The 17,267-nt window shown below is 64.2% G+C and carries 16 protein-coding genes and 1 riboswitch; of the genes, 12 read left to right on the forward strand and 4 right to left on the reverse strand.

What is annotated here, in order from left to right; translation table 11 throughout:
• The first annotated feature begins 49 nt into the window (after window positions 1-49).
• From AC5RWO_RS15710 to AC5RWO_RS15720, 3 genes are all read left to right on the forward strand, one after another.
• Window positions 50-952: a hypothetical protein gene (locus tag AC5RWO_RS15710; protein WP_498732436.1), complete on the forward strand. Its 903-nt coding sequence runs from the start codon at window positions 50-52 to the stop codon at window positions 950-952.
• A gap of 160 nt (window positions 953-1,112) precedes the next feature.
• Window positions 1,113-1,210, forward strand: a riboswitch (glycine riboswitch).
• Window positions 1,211-1,357: 147 nt separating this feature from the next.
• Window positions 1,358-2,689 carry a serine hydroxymethyltransferase gene (gene glyA / locus AC5RWO_RS15715; protein ID WP_498732437.1) on the forward strand — a complete coding sequence of 444 codons (1,332 nt, stop codon included), beginning with the start codon at window positions 1,358-1,360 and terminating at the stop codon, window positions 2,687-2,689.
• A 142-nt stretch (window positions 2,690-2,831) separates the two neighbouring features.
• A complete protein-coding gene (locus tag AC5RWO_RS15720) occupies window positions 2,832-4,292 on the forward strand; it encodes an amino acid permease (RefSeq protein ID WP_498732439.1) in 1,461 nt (486 codons plus the stop codon).
• 90 nt (window positions 4,293-4,382) lie between these two features.
• Here AC5RWO_RS15720 and AC5RWO_RS15725 read toward each other — a convergent pair whose 3' ends face one another.
• A complete protein-coding gene (locus tag AC5RWO_RS15725) occupies window positions 4,383-4,667 on the reverse strand; it encodes a DUF6221 family protein (RefSeq protein ID WP_498732441.1) in 285 nt (94 codons plus the stop codon).
• A 54-nt stretch (window positions 4,668-4,721) separates the two neighbouring features.
• Between AC5RWO_RS15725 and AC5RWO_RS15730 the strand changes: the two genes are divergently transcribed.
• From AC5RWO_RS15730 to curA, 3 genes are all read left to right on the forward strand, one after another.
• Window positions 4,722-5,213 carry a nucleoside deaminase gene (locus AC5RWO_RS15730; RefSeq protein ID WP_498732595.1) on the forward strand — a complete coding sequence of 164 codons (492 nt, stop codon included), beginning with the start codon at window positions 4,722-4,724 and terminating at the stop codon, window positions 5,211-5,213.
• A gap of 86 nt (window positions 5,214-5,299) precedes the next feature.
• Window positions 5,300-6,469, forward strand: a complete 1,170-nt coding sequence (locus AC5RWO_RS15735) for an NAD(P)/FAD-dependent oxidoreductase (RefSeq protein ID WP_498732443.1) — start codon at window positions 5,300-5,302, stop codon at window positions 6,467-6,469.
• 27 nt (window positions 6,470-6,496) lie between these two features.
• Window positions 6,497-7,525, forward strand: coding sequence for an NADPH-dependent curcumin/dihydrocurcumin reductase (curA, locus tag AC5RWO_RS15740; RefSeq protein ID WP_498732445.1), 1,029 nt, complete (start codon window positions 6,497-6,499; stop codon window positions 7,523-7,525).
• Between the two features lie 34 nt (window positions 7,526-7,559).
• Here curA and AC5RWO_RS15745 read toward each other — a convergent pair whose 3' ends face one another.
• A complete protein-coding gene (locus tag AC5RWO_RS15745; RefSeq protein ID WP_498732446.1) occupies window positions 7,560-8,288 on the reverse strand; it encodes a polysaccharide deacetylase family protein in 729 nt (242 codons plus the stop codon).
• Between the two features lie 189 nt (window positions 8,289-8,477).
• Here AC5RWO_RS15745 and AC5RWO_RS15750 point away from each other — a divergent pair, with 189 nt between their 5' ends.
• Together AC5RWO_RS15750 and AC5RWO_RS15755 are read left to right on the forward strand one after the other, a co-directional pair.
• Window positions 8,478-9,851 (forward strand): FAD-binding oxidoreductase, encoded by a 1,374-nt coding sequence (locus AC5RWO_RS15750; RefSeq protein ID WP_498732448.1) that lies wholly within the window; start codon window positions 8,478-8,480, stop codon window positions 9,849-9,851.
• A gap of 136 nt (window positions 9,852-9,987) precedes the next feature.
• Entirely contained in the window at window positions 9,988-10,845 is an 858-nt protein-coding gene (locus AC5RWO_RS15755; RefSeq protein ID WP_498732450.1) for a PaaX family transcriptional regulator, read from the forward strand.
• Here the strand turns inward: AC5RWO_RS15755 and AC5RWO_RS15760 are convergent.
• Both AC5RWO_RS15760 and AC5RWO_RS15765 read right to left on the reverse strand, forming a co-directional pair.
• Entirely contained in the window at window positions 10,809-11,582 is a 774-nt protein-coding gene (locus AC5RWO_RS15760; protein WP_498732452.1) for an alpha/beta hydrolase family protein, read from the reverse strand. The two genes, AC5RWO_RS15755 and AC5RWO_RS15760, sit on opposite strands and share 37 nt — an antisense overlap.
• A 79-nt stretch (window positions 11,583-11,661) precedes the next feature.
• Window positions 11,662-12,147: a cupin domain-containing protein gene (locus tag AC5RWO_RS15765; protein WP_498732454.1), complete on the reverse strand. Its 486-nt coding sequence runs from the start codon at window positions 12,145-12,147 to the stop codon at window positions 11,662-11,664.
• A gap of 204 nt (window positions 12,148-12,351) precedes the next feature.
• On the opposite strand from AC5RWO_RS15765, the gene AC5RWO_RS15770 reads away from it, so the two are divergent.
• The 4 genes from AC5RWO_RS15770 (at window position 12,352) to AC5RWO_RS15785 (ending at window position 17,245) form a co-directional block, all read left to right on the forward strand.
• Entirely contained in the window at window positions 12,352-13,407 is a 1,056-nt protein-coding gene (locus AC5RWO_RS15770) for an MBL fold metallo-hydrolase (RefSeq protein ID WP_498732456.1), read from the forward strand.
• Between the two features lie 56 nt (window positions 13,408-13,463).
• On the forward strand, window positions 13,464-14,864 hold the full coding sequence (locus AC5RWO_RS15775; RefSeq protein WP_498732457.1) for an MFS transporter: 1,401 nt from the start codon (window positions 13,464-13,466) through the stop codon (window positions 14,862-14,864).
• Between the two features lie 178 nt (window positions 14,865-15,042).
• Window positions 15,043-15,483, forward strand: a complete 441-nt coding sequence (locus AC5RWO_RS15780; protein WP_498732459.1) for an acyl-CoA thioesterase — start codon at window positions 15,043-15,045, stop codon at window positions 15,481-15,483.
• 58 nt (window positions 15,484-15,541) lie between these two features.
• A complete protein-coding gene (locus AC5RWO_RS15785; protein ID WP_498732460.1) occupies window positions 15,542-17,245 on the forward strand; it encodes a thiamine pyrophosphate-binding protein in 1,704 nt (567 codons plus the stop codon).
• Window positions 17,246-17,267: the final 22 nt, after the last annotated feature.

Below are 17,267 nucleotides of genomic sequence, written 5' to 3' on the forward strand. Positions count from 1 at the left end.
GCCGGCGTTACCTTTCCGTAACTTTGCCTACCTTAAGTGTGTGTGAAATATGGCTGAAGACTCCTCCGCCGAAGATAGGCCGAAACTCCTCGGCCTTAACGGTGCCCAAACTATTGCCTCCGCCTTGGCTGCCGTGACCTCGGCCTTCGCGGGTTCTTTCCTCGGTGTCGCGGGAACCCTGATCGGCGCTGCCCTCGGTTCGGTCATCGCCACGGTAGCCGCAGCCATCTACGCCAGGACGCTGAGTTCTGCCGCCGTCGCGGCCAAGAAGACCCTGCCCGTGCCGCGGCTGCGCGGCCTGCGCAACGGCGGCCTGCCGGCGAGCGACGACGGGACCGAGCGTGCCGGTGTCTCCAGCGCCGTTGCCGACTTCAAGGCGAAGCTCACCGCACGCCGCTTCACGCCCCGGACCTGGGCCAAGATTGGAGTGGTCAGCGCAGCCTCCTTCCTGATCGCCATGGCTGGGATCACGATGGTCGAACTGGGAACCAGTAAGCCCATTTCGGCGCTGGTGGCATCGTCGACCAGCAGTGCGCCGACCGCCGAGCAACAGACCACCCTGGGCCGCGTCCTGACAGGCACCGCGGCCCCGGCCGAGGATGGCGGCGAAACCACGGAGCCCGGCGAGGCTGAGCCCGGGCAGGTCGACGACGGCGCTGGCCAGACCGGGACCACCGACGGCACTTCCGGCGGTACGGACGGATCGACGGGAGTCGAGGATCCTGCCACCGGCGAGACCGACGGTACTGCGCCGGTGGAGACCGTGCCTGAACCCGTTCCGGCGCCAGGCTCTGAAACCGGCGAAGTGGCGGAGCCGGAGGTCGTTACCGACCCGGGCGCCGGCCGGCAGGACACGGGCCAGCAGGAAACCGCCCCTGATGGCGGCGCCGTCGATCCGGCGCCGGTGGACGGCGGCGTGACCGAAGGCGACCAGACGGGCACCGGGCAATAAGGTTTGCCCAGGAGGCGCCGGCACTCAGGTGAGTGCCGGCGTCGCACGTTGTCTGCAGCGGATCCGCCGCTGACTAGGCCGTTAAGAAATGATGTTGCTTACGTCCCACCGGGCCGCTAATGTATGTGAGGCGGGTCACGAGGCTGTGGCCCGACGCTTTTGATCTGCGGCGGGAGAGTCCTGCCGGTACGTTCGTCAGGCGCCGTAGGAGCAACTCCTCCCCAGGAATCTCTCAGGCCCACGTACCGCCGCGGCTAGGCAACTCTGGAAAGCAGCCGGGAAACCGGCTCACCGACGGTGCAAGCGGCCCCCACGGGCGGCGGAAACTCTCAGGTCCCAGACAGAGCGGGGAGGAACCCGAATCATCGTGGCGTGTTGTGCGCTGCCTGAAATATGGAGTTCCTTATGACGATTCAGTCACCGTCCACTTTCCAGCAGGTCGTGTCCCCGAGCCTGAACAGCCAGCTGTCCGAGCTGGACCCCGAGGTCGCCGCCAAGATCGACGACGAACTCACCCGCCAGCGCGACGGCCTGGAAATGATCGCCTCGGAGAACCACACCGCCGCCGCAGTCATGCAGGCGCAGGGCTCCGTGCTGACCAACAAGTACGCCGAAGGCTACCCGGGACGGCGTTACTACGGCGGCTGCGAGCACGTCGACGTCATCGAGCAGCTGGCCATCGACCGAGTGAAGGACCTGTTCGAGGCGGCCTACGCCAACGTCCAGCCGCACTCCGGTGCCCAGGCCAACGCATCGGTCATGCACGCGCTGATCAAGCCCGGCGACACCATCATGGGTCTTAACCTGGCCCACGGCGGCCACCTGACCCACGGCATGCGGATCAACTTCTCCGGCAAGCTGTACAACGTGGTTCCGTACCAGGTCCGCGAAGACGACCACCGGATCGACATGGTGGAAGTGGAGCGGCTGGCCCACGAGCACAAGCCGCAGCTGATCGTGGCCGGCTGGTCCGCCTACGCCCGCCAACTGGACTTCGCCGAATTCCGCCGGATCGCCGACGGCGTAGGTGCCTACCTCATGGTGGATATGGCGCACTTCGCCGGACTGGTGGCCGCCGGACTGCACCCCAGCCCGGTGCCGCACGCCCACGTTGTCACCTCCACCACGCACAAGACGCTGGCCGGCCCGCGCGGCGGCATCATCCTGACCAACGACGCGGACGTCGCCAAGAAGATCAACTCGGCAGTCTTCCCGGGCCAGCAGGGCGGGCCGCTGGAGCACGTCATCGCCGGCAAGGCCGTGGCCTTCAAGATCGCCGCATCGCCGGAGTTCAAGGAGCGCCAGGAGCGCGTGCTGGCCGGAGCAAGCATCCTGGCCGAACGCCTGATGCAGCCCGATGTCGCCGCCAAGGGGATTTCCGTGGTTTCCGGCGGCACCGACGTGCACCTGGTGCTGGTCGACCTGCGCAACTGCGAACTGAACGGCCAGGAAGCCGAGGACCGCCTCGCGGCCATCGACATCACCGTCAACCGCAACGCTGTTCCCTTCGACCCGCGCCCGCCGATGGTCACCTCCGGCCTGCGGATCGGAACGCCCGCGCTGGCGACCCGCGGCTTCGGCGAAGCGGCCTTCACCGAGGTAGCTGACATTATTGCCGAAGCGCTGATCGCCGAGAACGACGCAAGCCTTGATGGACTGCGCAACCGCGTGGAGGCTTTGGCCGCCGCGCACCCGCTCTACCCGAACGTGGCACCGCTGGCAACAGCCGGCGCCTAACCGGGACTGGGCAGGGACCGCGGGGCCCCTGCCCAGGGGCCGGTCGCCGACATGGGGAAGCGACCGGCACCCTGAACCTGCATGCAACCCACACCCAGGGCCATCCAGCCATGCGAATATCCTCGCTCTGAAGGAGTAGTAAATGAAAGATGCAACAGTGCAGTCATCCGGGGCACCCCATCTGGAAAGACAGCTGAGCAACCGCCACATCCAGCTGATCGCGATCGGCGGTGCCATCGGCACGGGGCTCTTCATGGGCTCGGGGAAAACCATCTCCGCGGCCGGACCCTCCGTCATCTTCGTCTACATGATCATCGGCTTCATGCTGTTCTTCGTGATGCGGGCGATGGGCGAGCTGCTGCTGTCCAATCTGCATTACAAGTCCTTCAGCGATTTTGCGGGTGACCTGCTGGGCCCCTGGGCCGGATTCTTTACCGGCTGGACCTACTGGTTCTGCTGGGTCGTGACCGGCATTGCCGACGTCATCGCCATCGCAGGCTACGCCAACGAACTGGTTCCGGGCATTCCGCTGTGGATTCCGGGCGTGGTCACCATCGGCATCCTGCTGGTGCTGAACCTGGTTACCGTCAAGGCCTTCGGCGAGACGGAGTTCTGGTTCGCGCTGATCAAGATCGTCGCCATCGTGGCCCTGATCCTTACCGGTCTGTTCATGATCCTTTCGGGCTTCAAGTCCGAGGCCGGCCCGGCCACTGTCGAAAACCTGTGGATCCACGGCGGCTTCTTCCCCAACGAGTTCATGGGCTTCGTGGCCGGCTTCCAGATCGCCGTGTTCGCCTTCGTGGGCATTGAACTGGTGGGCACCACCGCTGCCGAAACCAAGGATCCCGAGAAGAACCTGCCCAAGGCTATCAACTCGATTCCGGTCCGCATCCTGCTCTTCTACGTAGGCGCACTCATCATCCTCATGGCAGTCACTCCCTGGACCCAGTTCGAGGCCGGACACAGCCCCTTCATCGGTATGTTCTCGCTGGCCGGGCTGGGCATGGCAGCGACCGTGATCAACCTGGTGGTCCTGACCTCCGCCATGTCGAGTGCCAACTCCGGCATCTACTCAACTTCGCGCATGGTCTTCGGCCTGGCGCAGGACGGCGATGCTCCGTCAATCTTCAGCAAGCTGTCGTTGCAGAAGGTGCCGCGCAACGCGCTGTTCCTGACCTGCGTGCTGCTGTTCGCGTCCGTGGCCCTGCTCTATGCAGGCGACGACGTCGGCAAGGCCTTTGGCATGGTGACGACGGTTTCCGCCGTATGCTTCATGTTCGTCTGGTCCATCATCCTGGCCAGCTACCTGGCCTTCCGCAAGCGCCGGCCCGGCCTGCACCAGGCTTCCAAATTCAAGATGCCCGGTGGCCCGGTGATGGTGTGGGTGGTCTTCGGATTCTTCGGCTTCGTGCTGTGGGCGCTGACCACACAACCGGATACGTTGCTGGCCCTGCTGATTACGCCCATCTGGTTCGCAGTTCTGGGCGCCGCGTGGGCGATCCTGCGCCGCAACCCGCTCCATGCAGCCCGCTACGAAACGTTCAAGGCAGGCGTCATCGCAGACCACGCCGAGGCGAAGGAAACCGCCTCAGTTTCCAGCTAGCGACGGCGGGAAACTGACGACGGCGGAAAGCGGCTATCGGACGGCGGTCGGGCATGGTGAATCCACCTGCCCGGCCGCCGTTGCGGTTCTCTAGAGCCGCCAGGCGGACTGGTAGCCGGTGTGGGTTTGATAGGGAAGCGCCATGTGCTGCAGAAAGGCCAGCATGTAGTCGTAGTCGCTGGCCGGTTCGTGGTCCCAGTCAACGTCCCTCACATGGGCGATCATCCGCCGCTTGGCATCGCACTCGGCCAGATTCTGTGCGAGGTGGTGCCGCAGGACCGTTTGTCCCACCATGCCGACGTCTGTCATCAGCGCCCGTATCCGAGCCTCGTCCTGCTGGATCCTCGCGAGCAGGAAATCGATAAGATCACCCATGTGGCCATCTTGGACCATTCCATGGGCAAAAGGCCATGGGCCATAATCGAGACCATGGCTATCACCGAGACCGATCTTGAACACCTGCGTCGATGCGTCGACCTGGCACGCGAAGCACTCGAGGACGGCGACGAGCCCTTCGGCTCGGTTCTCGTCGACGCCGGGGGCCACGTGCTTTTTGAGGATCGCAACCGGGTCAAGGACGGCGACCAGACACGGCACCCGGAGTTCGAGATTGCGCGCTGGGCCGCCGGCAACCTGAGTCCCGTGGAACGCGCCGCGGCCACCGTCTACACTTCCGGCGAACACTGCCCGATGTGCTCGGCCGCGCACGCCTGGGTCCGGCTGGGGCGGATTGTCTACGCCGCGTCCTCCGAGCAGCTTTGCAACTGGCTGGGGGAGTGGGATGTGGCTCCGGGGCCGGTCAACCCATTGCCCGTCCAAGCCGTCGCACCCGGAGTGGAGGTCGACGGCCCGGCAACGGAGCTGGCCGACGACGTTCAGGCACTGCACCGGAAGTTCCAGTTCCCGCAAGAATCTGCCTAGTTTCGGCATAGTCTCCCTGACCATTGCGCGTGGCGAATTGCCCAGTTCCCATTGACCGGCACGGTCCGGTGCTGTGCACTGTTGAGGTGGACACCCATCACAATGTGCTGATCATCGGTGGCGGCAATGCGGGCATTTCCCTGGCCGCCCGGCTCCGGCGCTACAAGGTTGAGGATATCGGGCTCGTCGAGCCGAGCCCGTGGCACTACTTCCAGCCGTTGTTTTCCCACATCGGTGCCGGGGCAGCCCAGATGAAGGAAGCCGTCCGTGAACAGCGGAAGGTGATGCCCCGCGGGGTCAACTGGATCCGTGGTGCGGCCGTGGACATCCAACCTGATGAGAACGCGGTGGTACTCGGCGACGGCCAGCGGGTGCGCTACAACCATCTGGTGGTGTGTCCGGGACTGCAACTAAACTGGCAAGCCGTTCCCGGGATGGCCGATGCCATCGAGTCCCCTTACGGAACGTCGAATTATGAGTCGCGGATGCCCACCAAGACCTGGGAGCTGGTCCGCCGACTGCGCTCGGGCACTGCGGTTTTCACCCAGCCCCCGGGCCCGGCCAAGTGCGCCGGGGCGGCACAGAAGATTGCCTACATGGCGTGCGACTTCTGGCGTGAGCAGGGCGTGCTGGGAGACATCAGGGTGGTCCTGGTGGTGCCAACGCCCACCGTTTACGGCGTCGACGGCGTAGATGCGGTGCTGGAGCGCAAAATCGCCGAGTACGGGATTGAGCTGCGGACCTCCACCACCGTGGCCTCCATAGAGGCAGCGGACCGGCGCATCCGGCTGCAAGGCCCCGGAGGCGGCGAAGACCTCGGCTATGACTTGCTCCATGTGGTGCCTCCGCAATCTGCGCCGGACTGGCTGAAGGCCACCACGTTGCCGGCCCCGGACGACCAAAGCGGTTGTGTGGAAGTGGACCCGGAACTGCTGCGGCACCGCCGCTACCCGAATGTCTGGTCCCTGGGAGATGCCGCCGCAACCCTGAACTCAAAGTGCGGTGGCGCCCTTCGTAAACAGGTCAAGATGCTGGCGCTGAACCTGAAGGCTGTGCTGGACGGGCGCGAGCCGGAGAACCGGTACAACCACTACGGCGTCTGCCCCTTCACGCTCACCCGCCACACCGTTCTTTTCGCCGAGTTCGACCACCAATACCGCCCGATGCCCAGTATCCCGTGGCTGAACCCAGCCAAGGAGCGGCGCTGGGCTTGGGTGCTGGACAGACGGATCTTCCCTCAGTCTACTGGCATTTGATTCTAAAAGGCCGTGCTTAAGGAGAACATGACAACGACGACGGCAAACCACACCACCCGAATCGTGCTGGCCGAACGGCCGCATGGTGCACCGACGGATCAGACTTTCCGGACGGAAACCGCAGAGCTCCCTGCGCTCGCCGACGGGCAGTTGCTTGTGCGCAACCGGTACATTTCGCTGGACCCCTACATGCGCGGGCGGATGAGCGCGGCGAAGTCCTATGCCACCCCAACGCCGGTGGGCGACGTCCTTCCGGCCGAGACGGTTGCCGAGGTCGTCGAGAGCCGCGACCCCGACTTTAAGCCGGGCCAGTTGGTGGCGACGTACGGCGGTTGGCAAAGCGCCGCCGTCGTTCCTGGTAAATACTCGCGTCCAGTCAGCGACAACGGGCAGCCGGAATCGACCGCGCTGGGCGTGCTGGGGATGCCGGGCTTCACAGCCTATTCCGGCATGGCGGAGATCGGACGCATCCAGGCAGGAGAGACCCTTGTGGTCGCGGCGGCAGCCGGACCGGTGGGCTCCGCCGTCGGGCAGTTGGCCCGTGCCGCGGGAGGGCGTGCGGTCGGCATCGCCGGCGGGCAGGAGAAGTGCGCCTACCTGGTCGATGAACTGGGGTTCGACGCCGCCGTGGACCACCGCTCCGAGTCTTTCGCGGACGAGCTGAAAGCCGCCTGCCCGGACGGGATCGACGTGTACTGGGAGAATGTGGGCGGCAAGGTGCTCCAGGCTGTGCTGCCGCTGCTGAACCTGTATGGGCGGATGCCGGTGTGCGGGATGGTTGCGCAGTACAACGCGACCGGCGCTCCGGAGGAGCCGGACCGGCTTCCCGGTTTCATGCGCACCGTGCTGAACCAGAGCCTGACCGTGCGCGGTTTCATCCAGACGGAATTCCGGGCGAAGCACTGGGATAACTTCCAGCGGGACATGGCTGAACTGGTCGCGGACGGCAGGATGAAGTACCGGGAGGACATTGTCGACGGGTTGGAGAACGCACCGTCGGCCTTTGCCGGGCTGCTGGAGGGCCGCAACTTCGGCAAGCTGCTGATCCGGGTCTGAGGACGCCCTGCTGGTCTTGGCGATTTCGGCCCGATCAGCAAGGTAACCGTAGCGGTAGGAGCGCCGGGCTGGTGGTGATGCGCCCGGTTGCGCCTCCATAGGCTCGGCAAACTCGGAGTCCCTTGTCTTCCAATCCTTCCTTCATCCGGTCCAGCGCCCTAGGATGGAAGCCCCGCCATTGCATGTGCATGAGGATTGTGCCGCCCTTTCGGCCAAGGGCGACGACGGAATCGACTACCTCGCTCCTGGACAGGCCGGTCCAGTCCCTGGTGCTGCCGGTCCAGAGCCAGGGCAACATGCCGACTCGGCGGTAGCCGCAGAGGACGGCCTCGTTGAGCCCGCCGTGCGGCGGCCGGCCAAAGTTGGTGGCAACCCCCGGTGCCCGCAGCTCGGCAGCCGCTCCGGCACAGTCGAACTGCCGGAGATCCCTGTGGCTGATGCTGTGATTGATGACGTATTGGCCGTGGCGCCTGGCCAGCGACACAATATCGGTTCCGTACTCGCGCCTAAAACTGGTTATGCAATCGCCTGATGGTGCCAGCACCAGCCCGATGTTCTCCCGTCGCGCGTAGTTGAGCACTGATCTGTAGGCCGACAACGTCCGTGGGCAATCATCAAACGTCAGCACCACCCGTTCGGTGTAATTCGGCCCATTGCGCATGTTGTATGCCGGAGCGGCGTTCGCCGCGCTGGGGAGGATCTGCCCGGCGAGGCTCAAGGCCACGATGGACAGCAATGCGGCGATTCGATGGCGGCGTTGCATGGCGCACCCGCTTTCCACCGGCGGCACATAACGCGGTGGGCCAGCGTTCCCCAATGACCAGCCGGATCAGGCAAGTATCCGCCCGGCTGCGGCCCGGGTCAACACTTTGAACCGGGCAAAATTCCGTCAGCGGTCAATGCAGTATGATCGGCATCACTTGCCGGAGGAAACGAAGGAGTTTTCGTGGGAATGGATGTTGCACCCGAGGTCCTGGGAGCGTCAGCCGCCGTCCTGGATGCTGCCCGCAGGGCATCGGTCAACTATGCGGACAGGGCCGCGGCCAACACGGACCGCTCGGGCTTTGTCCCGCAGTCCTTGCCGGACGGGGTGGTGTTCGCCGAATCGGTGGCGGACGTGGTGCAGGCGGTGGAACTGGCGGCCGCGCACAAGGTTCCGCTGGTGCCGCGGGGTGCCGGAACGGGTTTGGCGGGTGCATCCTCAGCGTCCGCGGGGGAGGTGGTGCTGGATCTCTCGCGGATGAACCGTATCCTCAGCGTCGATCCGGTCGAGCAGATCGCCGTCGTCGAACCCGGCGTCTTGAACGCTCATCTCAACACGGCCGTGGCCGAACACGGGCTGTTCTACGCGCCGGACCCGGCCAGTACGGCAATCTGTTCGATCGGCGGCAATATCGCCACCAACGCGGGCGGCATGCGCTGCGCCAAGTACGGCGTGACCCGCGAATCGGTTCTCGGGCTGCGCGTGGTGCTGGCCGACGGGCGCGAACTGCGCACGGGCCGTGACACCATCAAGGGCGTCACCGGCTACGACCTGAACGCACTGATGATTGGGTCGGAGGGCACTCTGGGCGTGGTCGTTGAAGCGACGCTCCGCTTGCGTCCACTACCAATAGCGACGGCGACCGTGGCCGCCTTCTTCCCCGACGTGGCCGCCGCAGCCGCAGCAGCTTCGGCGGTGATTGCCGCGCGGCTCCAGCCTTCTGTGCTGGAACTGGTGGACGGCCCAACCCTCGCCGCCATCGACGCCGCGCTTGGAACCAACTACCGCAGCCGCGGCGGCGCCTTCCTGCTTGCGCAGACGGACGGCTTTGGCGCCCACCTAGAGATGGACGTGCTGGTCAACGCCGTCGAGCCCTTCACTGCCGAACTGAAGCGCGCGGCCGATGCGGCGGAGGCAGAGGCGCTCCTGACGGCCAGGCGCGAAGCCATTCCTTCGCTCGAAAAGATGGGGCGGGTATCCATCGGGGACATCGGCGTGCCGCGCGGCCGGTTGGCCGAAGCAGTCACCGGGCTGGCTGAAATCTCCCGGCGGACCGGGGTGCGCATCTTTACGATTGCACACGCCGCGGACGGCAACCTGCATCCCATCATCGTGGTGGACCCGCATGAATCCGTGACGGAAGGCCCGGCCAAAGCAGCACTGGGCGAAATGTTCCGGCTGGCCCAAAGCCTGGGCGGAACGCTGACCGGAGAGCACGGCGTGGGCCTGCTCAAGCGCGACTGGCTCCGGGACGAACTCGGCGATGTCTCGCTTGAGGTCCAGCACGCCATCCGCCGCGCCCTAGACCCGCAGGGCATCCTCAACCCCGGCAAGGCGATTTGAGTACGTCAGCCAGCATGTCGTAGGCCAGCGGCATCCGAAGTCGCCGCACTGCTGTCAAGCCCCATGGAACCGGGCCCTCGGAGTACTCATAGGATAGGTACGTTCCCTAATCGACAGCGAATAGAGCAGACCCTCCATGGCACCGCCCCGCACCCAACGCATGCAACACCAGCAGCTCATCGTGACGTTGTACGGGCTTTATGGCGAAGGTACCGGCGGTTCGCTGCGCGTCTCCACTCTGGTTGCTATGCTCGCCGCACTGGGGATTGACCAGCAGGCAGCTCGGTCGACGGTTTCCAGACTCAAGTCCAAGGGCATCCTGCTCAGCCAAAAGGATGATGGCGTAGCCCGCTATGCCCTGTCCAAGGATATCCTTGACATCTTTATCGCATACGACCAGCGAATCTTCGCGCCGAAGCGATCGAAACCGGGCGATCCCTGGGCGCTCGTGGTCTTTTCAGTTCCCGAGGCAGAACGCAACCGGCGCTATGAACTGCGGGCGGAGCTGGCCAGTCTCGGATTCGGATTTGTCGCCGCGGGAGTTGCGATCGCGCCCAGCACCGTGATGGAGCAGGCAATGGAGCGGTTGGCATCCCGGAAGCTGGATGGCTACACCGAATACTTCTCCGGCGACTACCTTAAGGGCGGAGACATCCGGCAGCACGTTTCACAGTGGTGGGACCTGCAAACGCTGGATCAGGAGTATTCAGAGTTCATCGACCGGTATGAGGGTCTCGTCCAAGAATGGCAGCACCGTGCCAGCCTCGCCGAAGGGTTCTCAGCCGAGGACCGGCTGGATGCCTTCCACACCTACGTTCCTATGCTGACGATGTGGCGGAAGTTTCCGTACCAGGATCCGAATCTGCCTTTGGAGTACCTTCCGGAAGGTTGGAAGGCGCCGCGGGCCAAGAAGGCGTTCCTGACACTGCACGGAATTCTTGAAGAACCGGCAGCGGTTTATGCCGCAGAGTTGGTCCGCGCACGAGGTAACTGAGAACCGACGTGCGCCATCCAGGTGCGCACTGAGGACCACGACGGGGTGCATGGATCGATCGCAGCCAAATGGTCCAAGTCATGCGGAGATTCAAAATCAATTCGGCTTCCGGCTGCCCGGGCGCGCGTGACGAAATCCATCGAGTGACCTACGGGAACCCGCTGGTCCGCTGCCCCGTGCACTACCAGTGCAGGAGCTGAGAGAGGGAGTCTGTTCAGCGGCGAGGCCGACTCATACACAGCCGGGCCCTCTTCCGGGGAAAAGCCGAAGAATTCTGCGGCGGCATCTTCGCCCAGCCGCTCACGGTAGGTGCGGGTGACATCCGTGACCGGGGCCAAGGCGACGACGGCGTCCAGCAGGTCCGCCGTCAGTAACGCCAACTGCCCTCCTACGGAATGGCCGACGCCGATCATCGGCCCCTCATATTGTTTGCGCCAAGATGCAGCGGCAACGGCGGCAACGGCTGCCCTGACGTCATCCCCGGTCGTCGGCCAGCCACCGCCGTTGCCCTGACGTCGGTACTCAACGTTGGCGACCGCCCAACCATTCTGCGTAAGGTCACGGGCCAGAGGAGCCATAAGCGAAGCGTTGAACGCAGCACGCCAATAGCCGCCGTGGACGAGAACGGCTACACCCTGGGGAGGCCCGTCACCGTCTGGATCCCAGCACTCAACGGTCTGGTGACTGTGGGGCCCATAAGCCAACTGCAACGCAGGTGCAACAAGTCCTGATGGCATGCAAGATTCCTTATCGGTAGGTCCGGCGCCGGGACAATGAGGCCCGGCGCCGGCACACTGTCAGAGATTAGTCCAGCGATCACGCACCGGGAACTGAGCCCGGCGGCAGGAAGTCCACGTCGTGGAGGGCGGAGCGGCGGACTACTTCTTCCGGGTCTTCCAGATTGTGCAGCTGGTCGAAAAGCTCGGACAGTTTGCCGGCCGGACTGACCCAGAATAGCGACTTGCCCGGAGTTTCGCCCTTGTTGTAGTACGCATGCGGCAGGCCCATCGGCATGCGAACGGTGTCGCCAGGACCAGCGGTGGTCCACTCGCCGTCAAGGTACAGCGTGTAGACGCCTTCCATGATGAAAATGTGCTCATCCTGCATGGGATGGACATGCGGGGGAACTCCGGTGCCGGAGGGATCAAGGGACAGCCAGGCGAAGCTTGATGAGCTTTCAACCTTGGCGAGGTAGGTGTGGCCGAGCACATTCCACGTCTTATTCCCCATAGCCTCACTGGCCAGGGTGATGCCCTTGGGCAGGTCTCCGAGAATAATTTCCTGGTCTTGCTGCAGTTCCATTGCCGGTCCTTTCGTCGAATACGAGGTGCGGCCAGCATGGCAGATGGAAATTCAATATGCAATACCTATTGCGATCGCAAAAACTGCTACATATGATGTGAGTCACGTTCTTGTTGGCATGTCCGACATCAAAGCATCCGCTAAGCCACAGCACTCCTTCGAGTAGCTGTGGCACCGCCCGCCATCGAGGAAACGAGGGGCAGTATGAGCAATTCAGTACGAGGAATGACCGTCCACACTTTGGGAACCGGAGGCGGCCCCATTGTCTCGGGCAGCCGTGCCGGCACCAGCACTGTCGTCAAGGTAGACGACGCGGCTTACGTCATCGACTGCGGCATGGGCAGCATCCGGAATTATCGGTCCAGCTGTGCCTGGTCCGATTTGAGGGGGATTTTCCTCACGCACCACCATTCAGACCATATCTACGATCTAGGCTCCTTCCTGGTCACCGGATGGCAGGTGCCGGGGGAATCATTCAGTCGGCCAATAGAAGTCTTCGGACCCGGACGTCCGGCGCGGGTTCCTGCCCTGGATGCTGAACATGCAGTGCAGATTGATGCGCGGATTGCCGGACGGGCAATGACCGCAACTACCGACGTCGTTAATGCCTTGCTGGATAAGGTATTTGCGTCCGACATCTGCATCCGGATGGCGGACGAAGGGCGCGAGGAGCCGCACAACTGGGTCATTGCGCACGATATCGAGATTCCGGCCGCTGCCAGCGCCGACCCGGTACTAGCCCGGCATCCCAAGATGGAGCCGTTCGAGGTATACCGGGACGAACTGGTGACCGTGACGGCGATCCTGGTAGACCACCGGCTGTGTTTTCCAGCCTTTGCCTTCAGATTCGATTCCGCGTATGGATCGGTGGTGGTCTCCGGCGATACGGCATACTCCGAAAACTGCATCCGGCTGGCGCGCGACGCCGACCTGCTGCTCCACGAAGTGATGGATCTGGAGGCCATCCTGACCACGTTCCCGGATGGCCCCACTCGCGACGGTATCGAGATTCACCTGCGTGAATCCCATACATCGTTCGATGAGGTCGGGAAGGTCGCCAGGGCTGCCGGGGTCGGGCAACTCGTGCTGCACCATATTGTGCCGAACACCCCAGGCGCGGCCGACGTGGAGAAGATGAGGCGGACCGCCAGCGTGGACTTTGATGGACCTGTCTATGTGGCCGAGGATAATGACTGCTTTATGGTCCCCGTTGTGCCTGAACGCGACGTACCGCTGGAGAAAGCTGAGGTAGCGGCATGACGACCTAGAGCCAGATCCCGCCGCATACCCTCCGCGCCGCAGTCAAGCACGGAAAAATGAACCGGCGCGCCTGGTTGGTGACCGGCGCGCTCGTCGTCTTCCAGATCATCAACTTTGCGGACAAGGCCGTCATCGGTCTGGTGGCCGACCCGGCCATGCGCGAACTGGGCCTGACGGCCGGAGAGTTCGGCTTCATCGGCAGCGCCTTCTTCTTCCTGTTCGCCGTCGCCGCCGTCGGCGTGGGATTCCTGGCGGGTAAGGTGCCCACACGGTGGATCATCCTGACCATGGGCATTTCCTGGGCGGTCCTGCAGTTCCCTATTCTCTTCGGGGGCGGCGCTGCAATCCTGCTGGTCACCCGCATCCTCCTTGGGGCAGCTGAGGGGCCGGCGACTCCTATCAGCCTGCAGCATGCACACGGCTGGTTTCCTGCCAAGGAGCGCGGCCTGCCCAGCAGCGCTGTCGCCATCGGCTCCACCCTCGGTCCCATCATCGCCGCGCCGGTTCTGGCGTGGATCATTGCCCATCCTGACCTTGGCTGGCGATGGGCTTTCGGTTTTATGGGCATAGTCGGACTGATCTGGTCGCTGTGTTGGCTGCTTATCGGCCGCGACGGGCCCTACAGCCACACTGCCCGCCGTCCAAAAGAGGATGAAGCTACCGAGGCCCATGCCGAGGAAGAGCCGCAGCCCGCCGAGGCGAGCATGGCAGTGACGGATACCGGTGGAAGCATCGCCGATTCCGCCGACCTTCTGCAGATCGTGCCGATCCGGCGCGTCCTGGGAACGCGGATGTTCGTTGCGGCTGTCCTCGCCGGCGCTGGCTGCTTCTGGGCCCAGGGCTTCCTCACGACATGGTCTCCCAAGTACCTGGCGTCCGTCGTCGTGCTTTCGCCCGAGATGATCGGCCTGGTTTCCACCTTCCCCTGGATTCTCGGAGCCCTCGCCCTGTTGGTTCTCGGATACAGTTCGCGTTTCCTGATGCGGCGCGGAGTGACGGTGCGCTGGGCACTTGGTGCCCTGTTTGGTGCCACACTGCTATGTTCCGGTGTTTGCTTCCTGCTGCTGCCGCAGCTGACCGGGCCTGCTGCCGTCGTCGCGGTGACGCTCGGTGCCGGCCTGGCCATGATCTACCCACTGGCTCCAACCGCCGTTGCCTTCTGCGTCTGCTCGAAGCAGCGCGCTGCCGTCATGGCAACGCTGACCGGTCTAGCCTCCATGGGCGGGGTCGTGGCTCCGGCTATGGTCGGCATGCTGATGGATAATGCCGGATACCTGCCCGCGCCTAAGGGCGTGCCCGCCACGGCCGAAATGGCGCTCCGGCTGGCCGAGGGCATGAACTCCGCATTCTGGATGATCGGTATCTACTTAATGGTGGTCGGCGTCATCAGCGTTCTACTGCTGAACCCGGACCGGACCGCGATGCGCCTGCAGGAGCGGTTCGCGTACAACGGCTGACCTGTTGAATCGAGGGGTGCCGGCATCGTCAAGGTGCCGGCACCCCTTTCTGCTCTGGGGACGGGCGCTCCATCCAGGAACAAGGCTGTTTTATATTGTTTTGTGGACGATCGTCAGAATGAGGACATAGAATGGTATCCGGGGTGCGACCGTCGCCCTGCAGTTCGAGAGGAGAGCCATGGACGAGCAGCAAGGGCCGCCATTGGCCAGCGCGACGATCGACCGGTTCGTCGAATGGGTCGACACAGACGCAGCAGGCCACCAGCATAACTCTGCGATCATGCGCTGGGTGGAGGCCGCAGAGGCAGAGCTGTTCCGCCGCCTTGACCTGCCCGGCTATTTTCCTTGCGCGCCCCGAGTTCAGCAGGTGATCAACTACAGGTCCAAGCTGTGGTTCGGCCAAGCCATCTCTGCAACCCTGGAGGTGCAAAGCGTGGGCCGTACATCCATGACGTTCTCCTTCGAGGTATATGGTCACCCGCACGAGCGCTATCAGGGAGGCGTGGCCGCCTACGGTACGTTCACTACCGCCTACGTCCCTGAAGGCGCCGAACATGCGGCGCCGTGGCCGGATCACATGCGTGCCGCCGTCGATGGTTATCGGTCACTTTCCGGGTGACACTGTACATCCGTTCCCGACCGTCCATAACCGCCCGACAGCCTTGAGGAGAAACTCCATGAGCATGACCAGCACCGCTACCCCTGGCCATCGCCTCCGGCCGTTCGAGCCAACGAATGTTGCCGAACTCGTCGGCTACACGCTGGCCACGCTCGGGGCTGGCCACGTGTTCGGCGTGGTGGGGAGCGGAAACTTCGTGGTCACGAATGCCCTTCGCCGCGCCGGCGTGCCCTTCACCGCCGCACGGCATGAAGGTGGAGCCGCGACCATGGCGGACGCATATGGGCGCATGTCGGGAAAGGTGGGTATCGTCTCGACCCACCAGGGCTGCGGATTGACCAATGCCACGACGGGCATCGGTGAAGCCGCGAAGAGCCGCACACCGATGATCGTGCTCACGGCCGACACGGCAGCGTCTGCGATCCGGTCCAATTTCAACATCGATCAGGACGCCCTGGCCAGAAGCGTAGGCGCAGTAGCCGAACGCATCCATTCGCCTGAAAGTGCCGTGGCTGACACCGTGCGCGCGTACCGGACGGCGGTGAACGAGCGCCGGACAGTGGTGCTGTCCCTGCCTACTGATATCCAGGCTGTCCGCGTGGAGGGTCCAGAACTCGGCGAGGTGCCAGCGCTCAATCCGCCCCAGGCTGTGCGACCAAGCCGTGCGGCCGTAGCCCGGCTGGCGGAACTGATCCGCGGCGCGGAGCGGCCGGTTTTCGTGGCCGGGCGCGGGGGCCGCGGGGCCGGTTCCGAGATTGCAGCGCTGGCCGAGGCCAGTGGCGCGCTCGTAGCCACCTCCGCCGTCGCCCACGGTTTGTTTAAGGGCGACACGTTCAACCTCGGCATTTCGGGCGGCTTTTCCTCGCCGTTTACCGCCGACGTCATTGCCGGCGCCGACCTCATTGTCGGCTGGGGCTGCGCTCTGAATATGTGGACCATGCGGCACGGCTCGCTGATTTCCCCGGATGCAAAGGTTGCCCAGGTCGACGTGGAAGACGGCGCGCTGGGCGCCAACCGTCCCATCGCCTTCGGCGTACTAGGAGACTGCGCGGAAACTGCGGCCGCGGTGCGCATTGAGCTGGAAGCAGCCGCGCACCGTTCGGTCGGCCATCGCAGCCAGGAAATGGCCCGGCGGATCGCTGCCGAATCACGGTGGAATTCCGTAACGACCGAAGATTTGTCGACCTCGGACACCATAGATCCGCGGGTGCTGACCCGGGAGCTGGACAAACTGCTGCCTGCCGAGCGGATAGTCGCCATCGACTCCGGCAACTTCATGGGGTACCCGAGCACCTATCTCGATGTTCCGGACGAATTCGGCTTCTGCTTCACCCAGGCCTTCCAATCCATCGGCCTGGGGCTGTACACCGCCATCGGTGCGGCGGCCGCGAGGCCGGACCGCCTGCCCATTCTCGGAACCGGAGACGGTGGCTTCCTGATGTCGGTCGCCGAGCTGGAAACGGCCGTCAGGGAACGAATCCCGCTGGTCGTTATTGTCTATAACGACTCCGCTTATGGTGCCGAGGTACATCACTTCGACGTCAGTGACGAGGACCTCGACGTTGTCAGGTTCCCGTTGACCGACATTGCCGCAATCGCCCGGGGCTACGGCGCAGAGGGCATCGTGGTGAAGGGCGTGGCTGATCTGGAAGCCGTCTCCGCTTGGCTTGCCGGACCTCGACCGGCCCCGCTGGTCATCGACGCCCGCATAGCGTCCGACGGCGGCGCCTGGTGGCTTGCCGAAGCCTTCAAGGGGCACTGACCATGCGCCGGCTCCAACCCAC

This window comes from Arthrobacter sp. B055-34 (genome assembly GCF_059090425.1).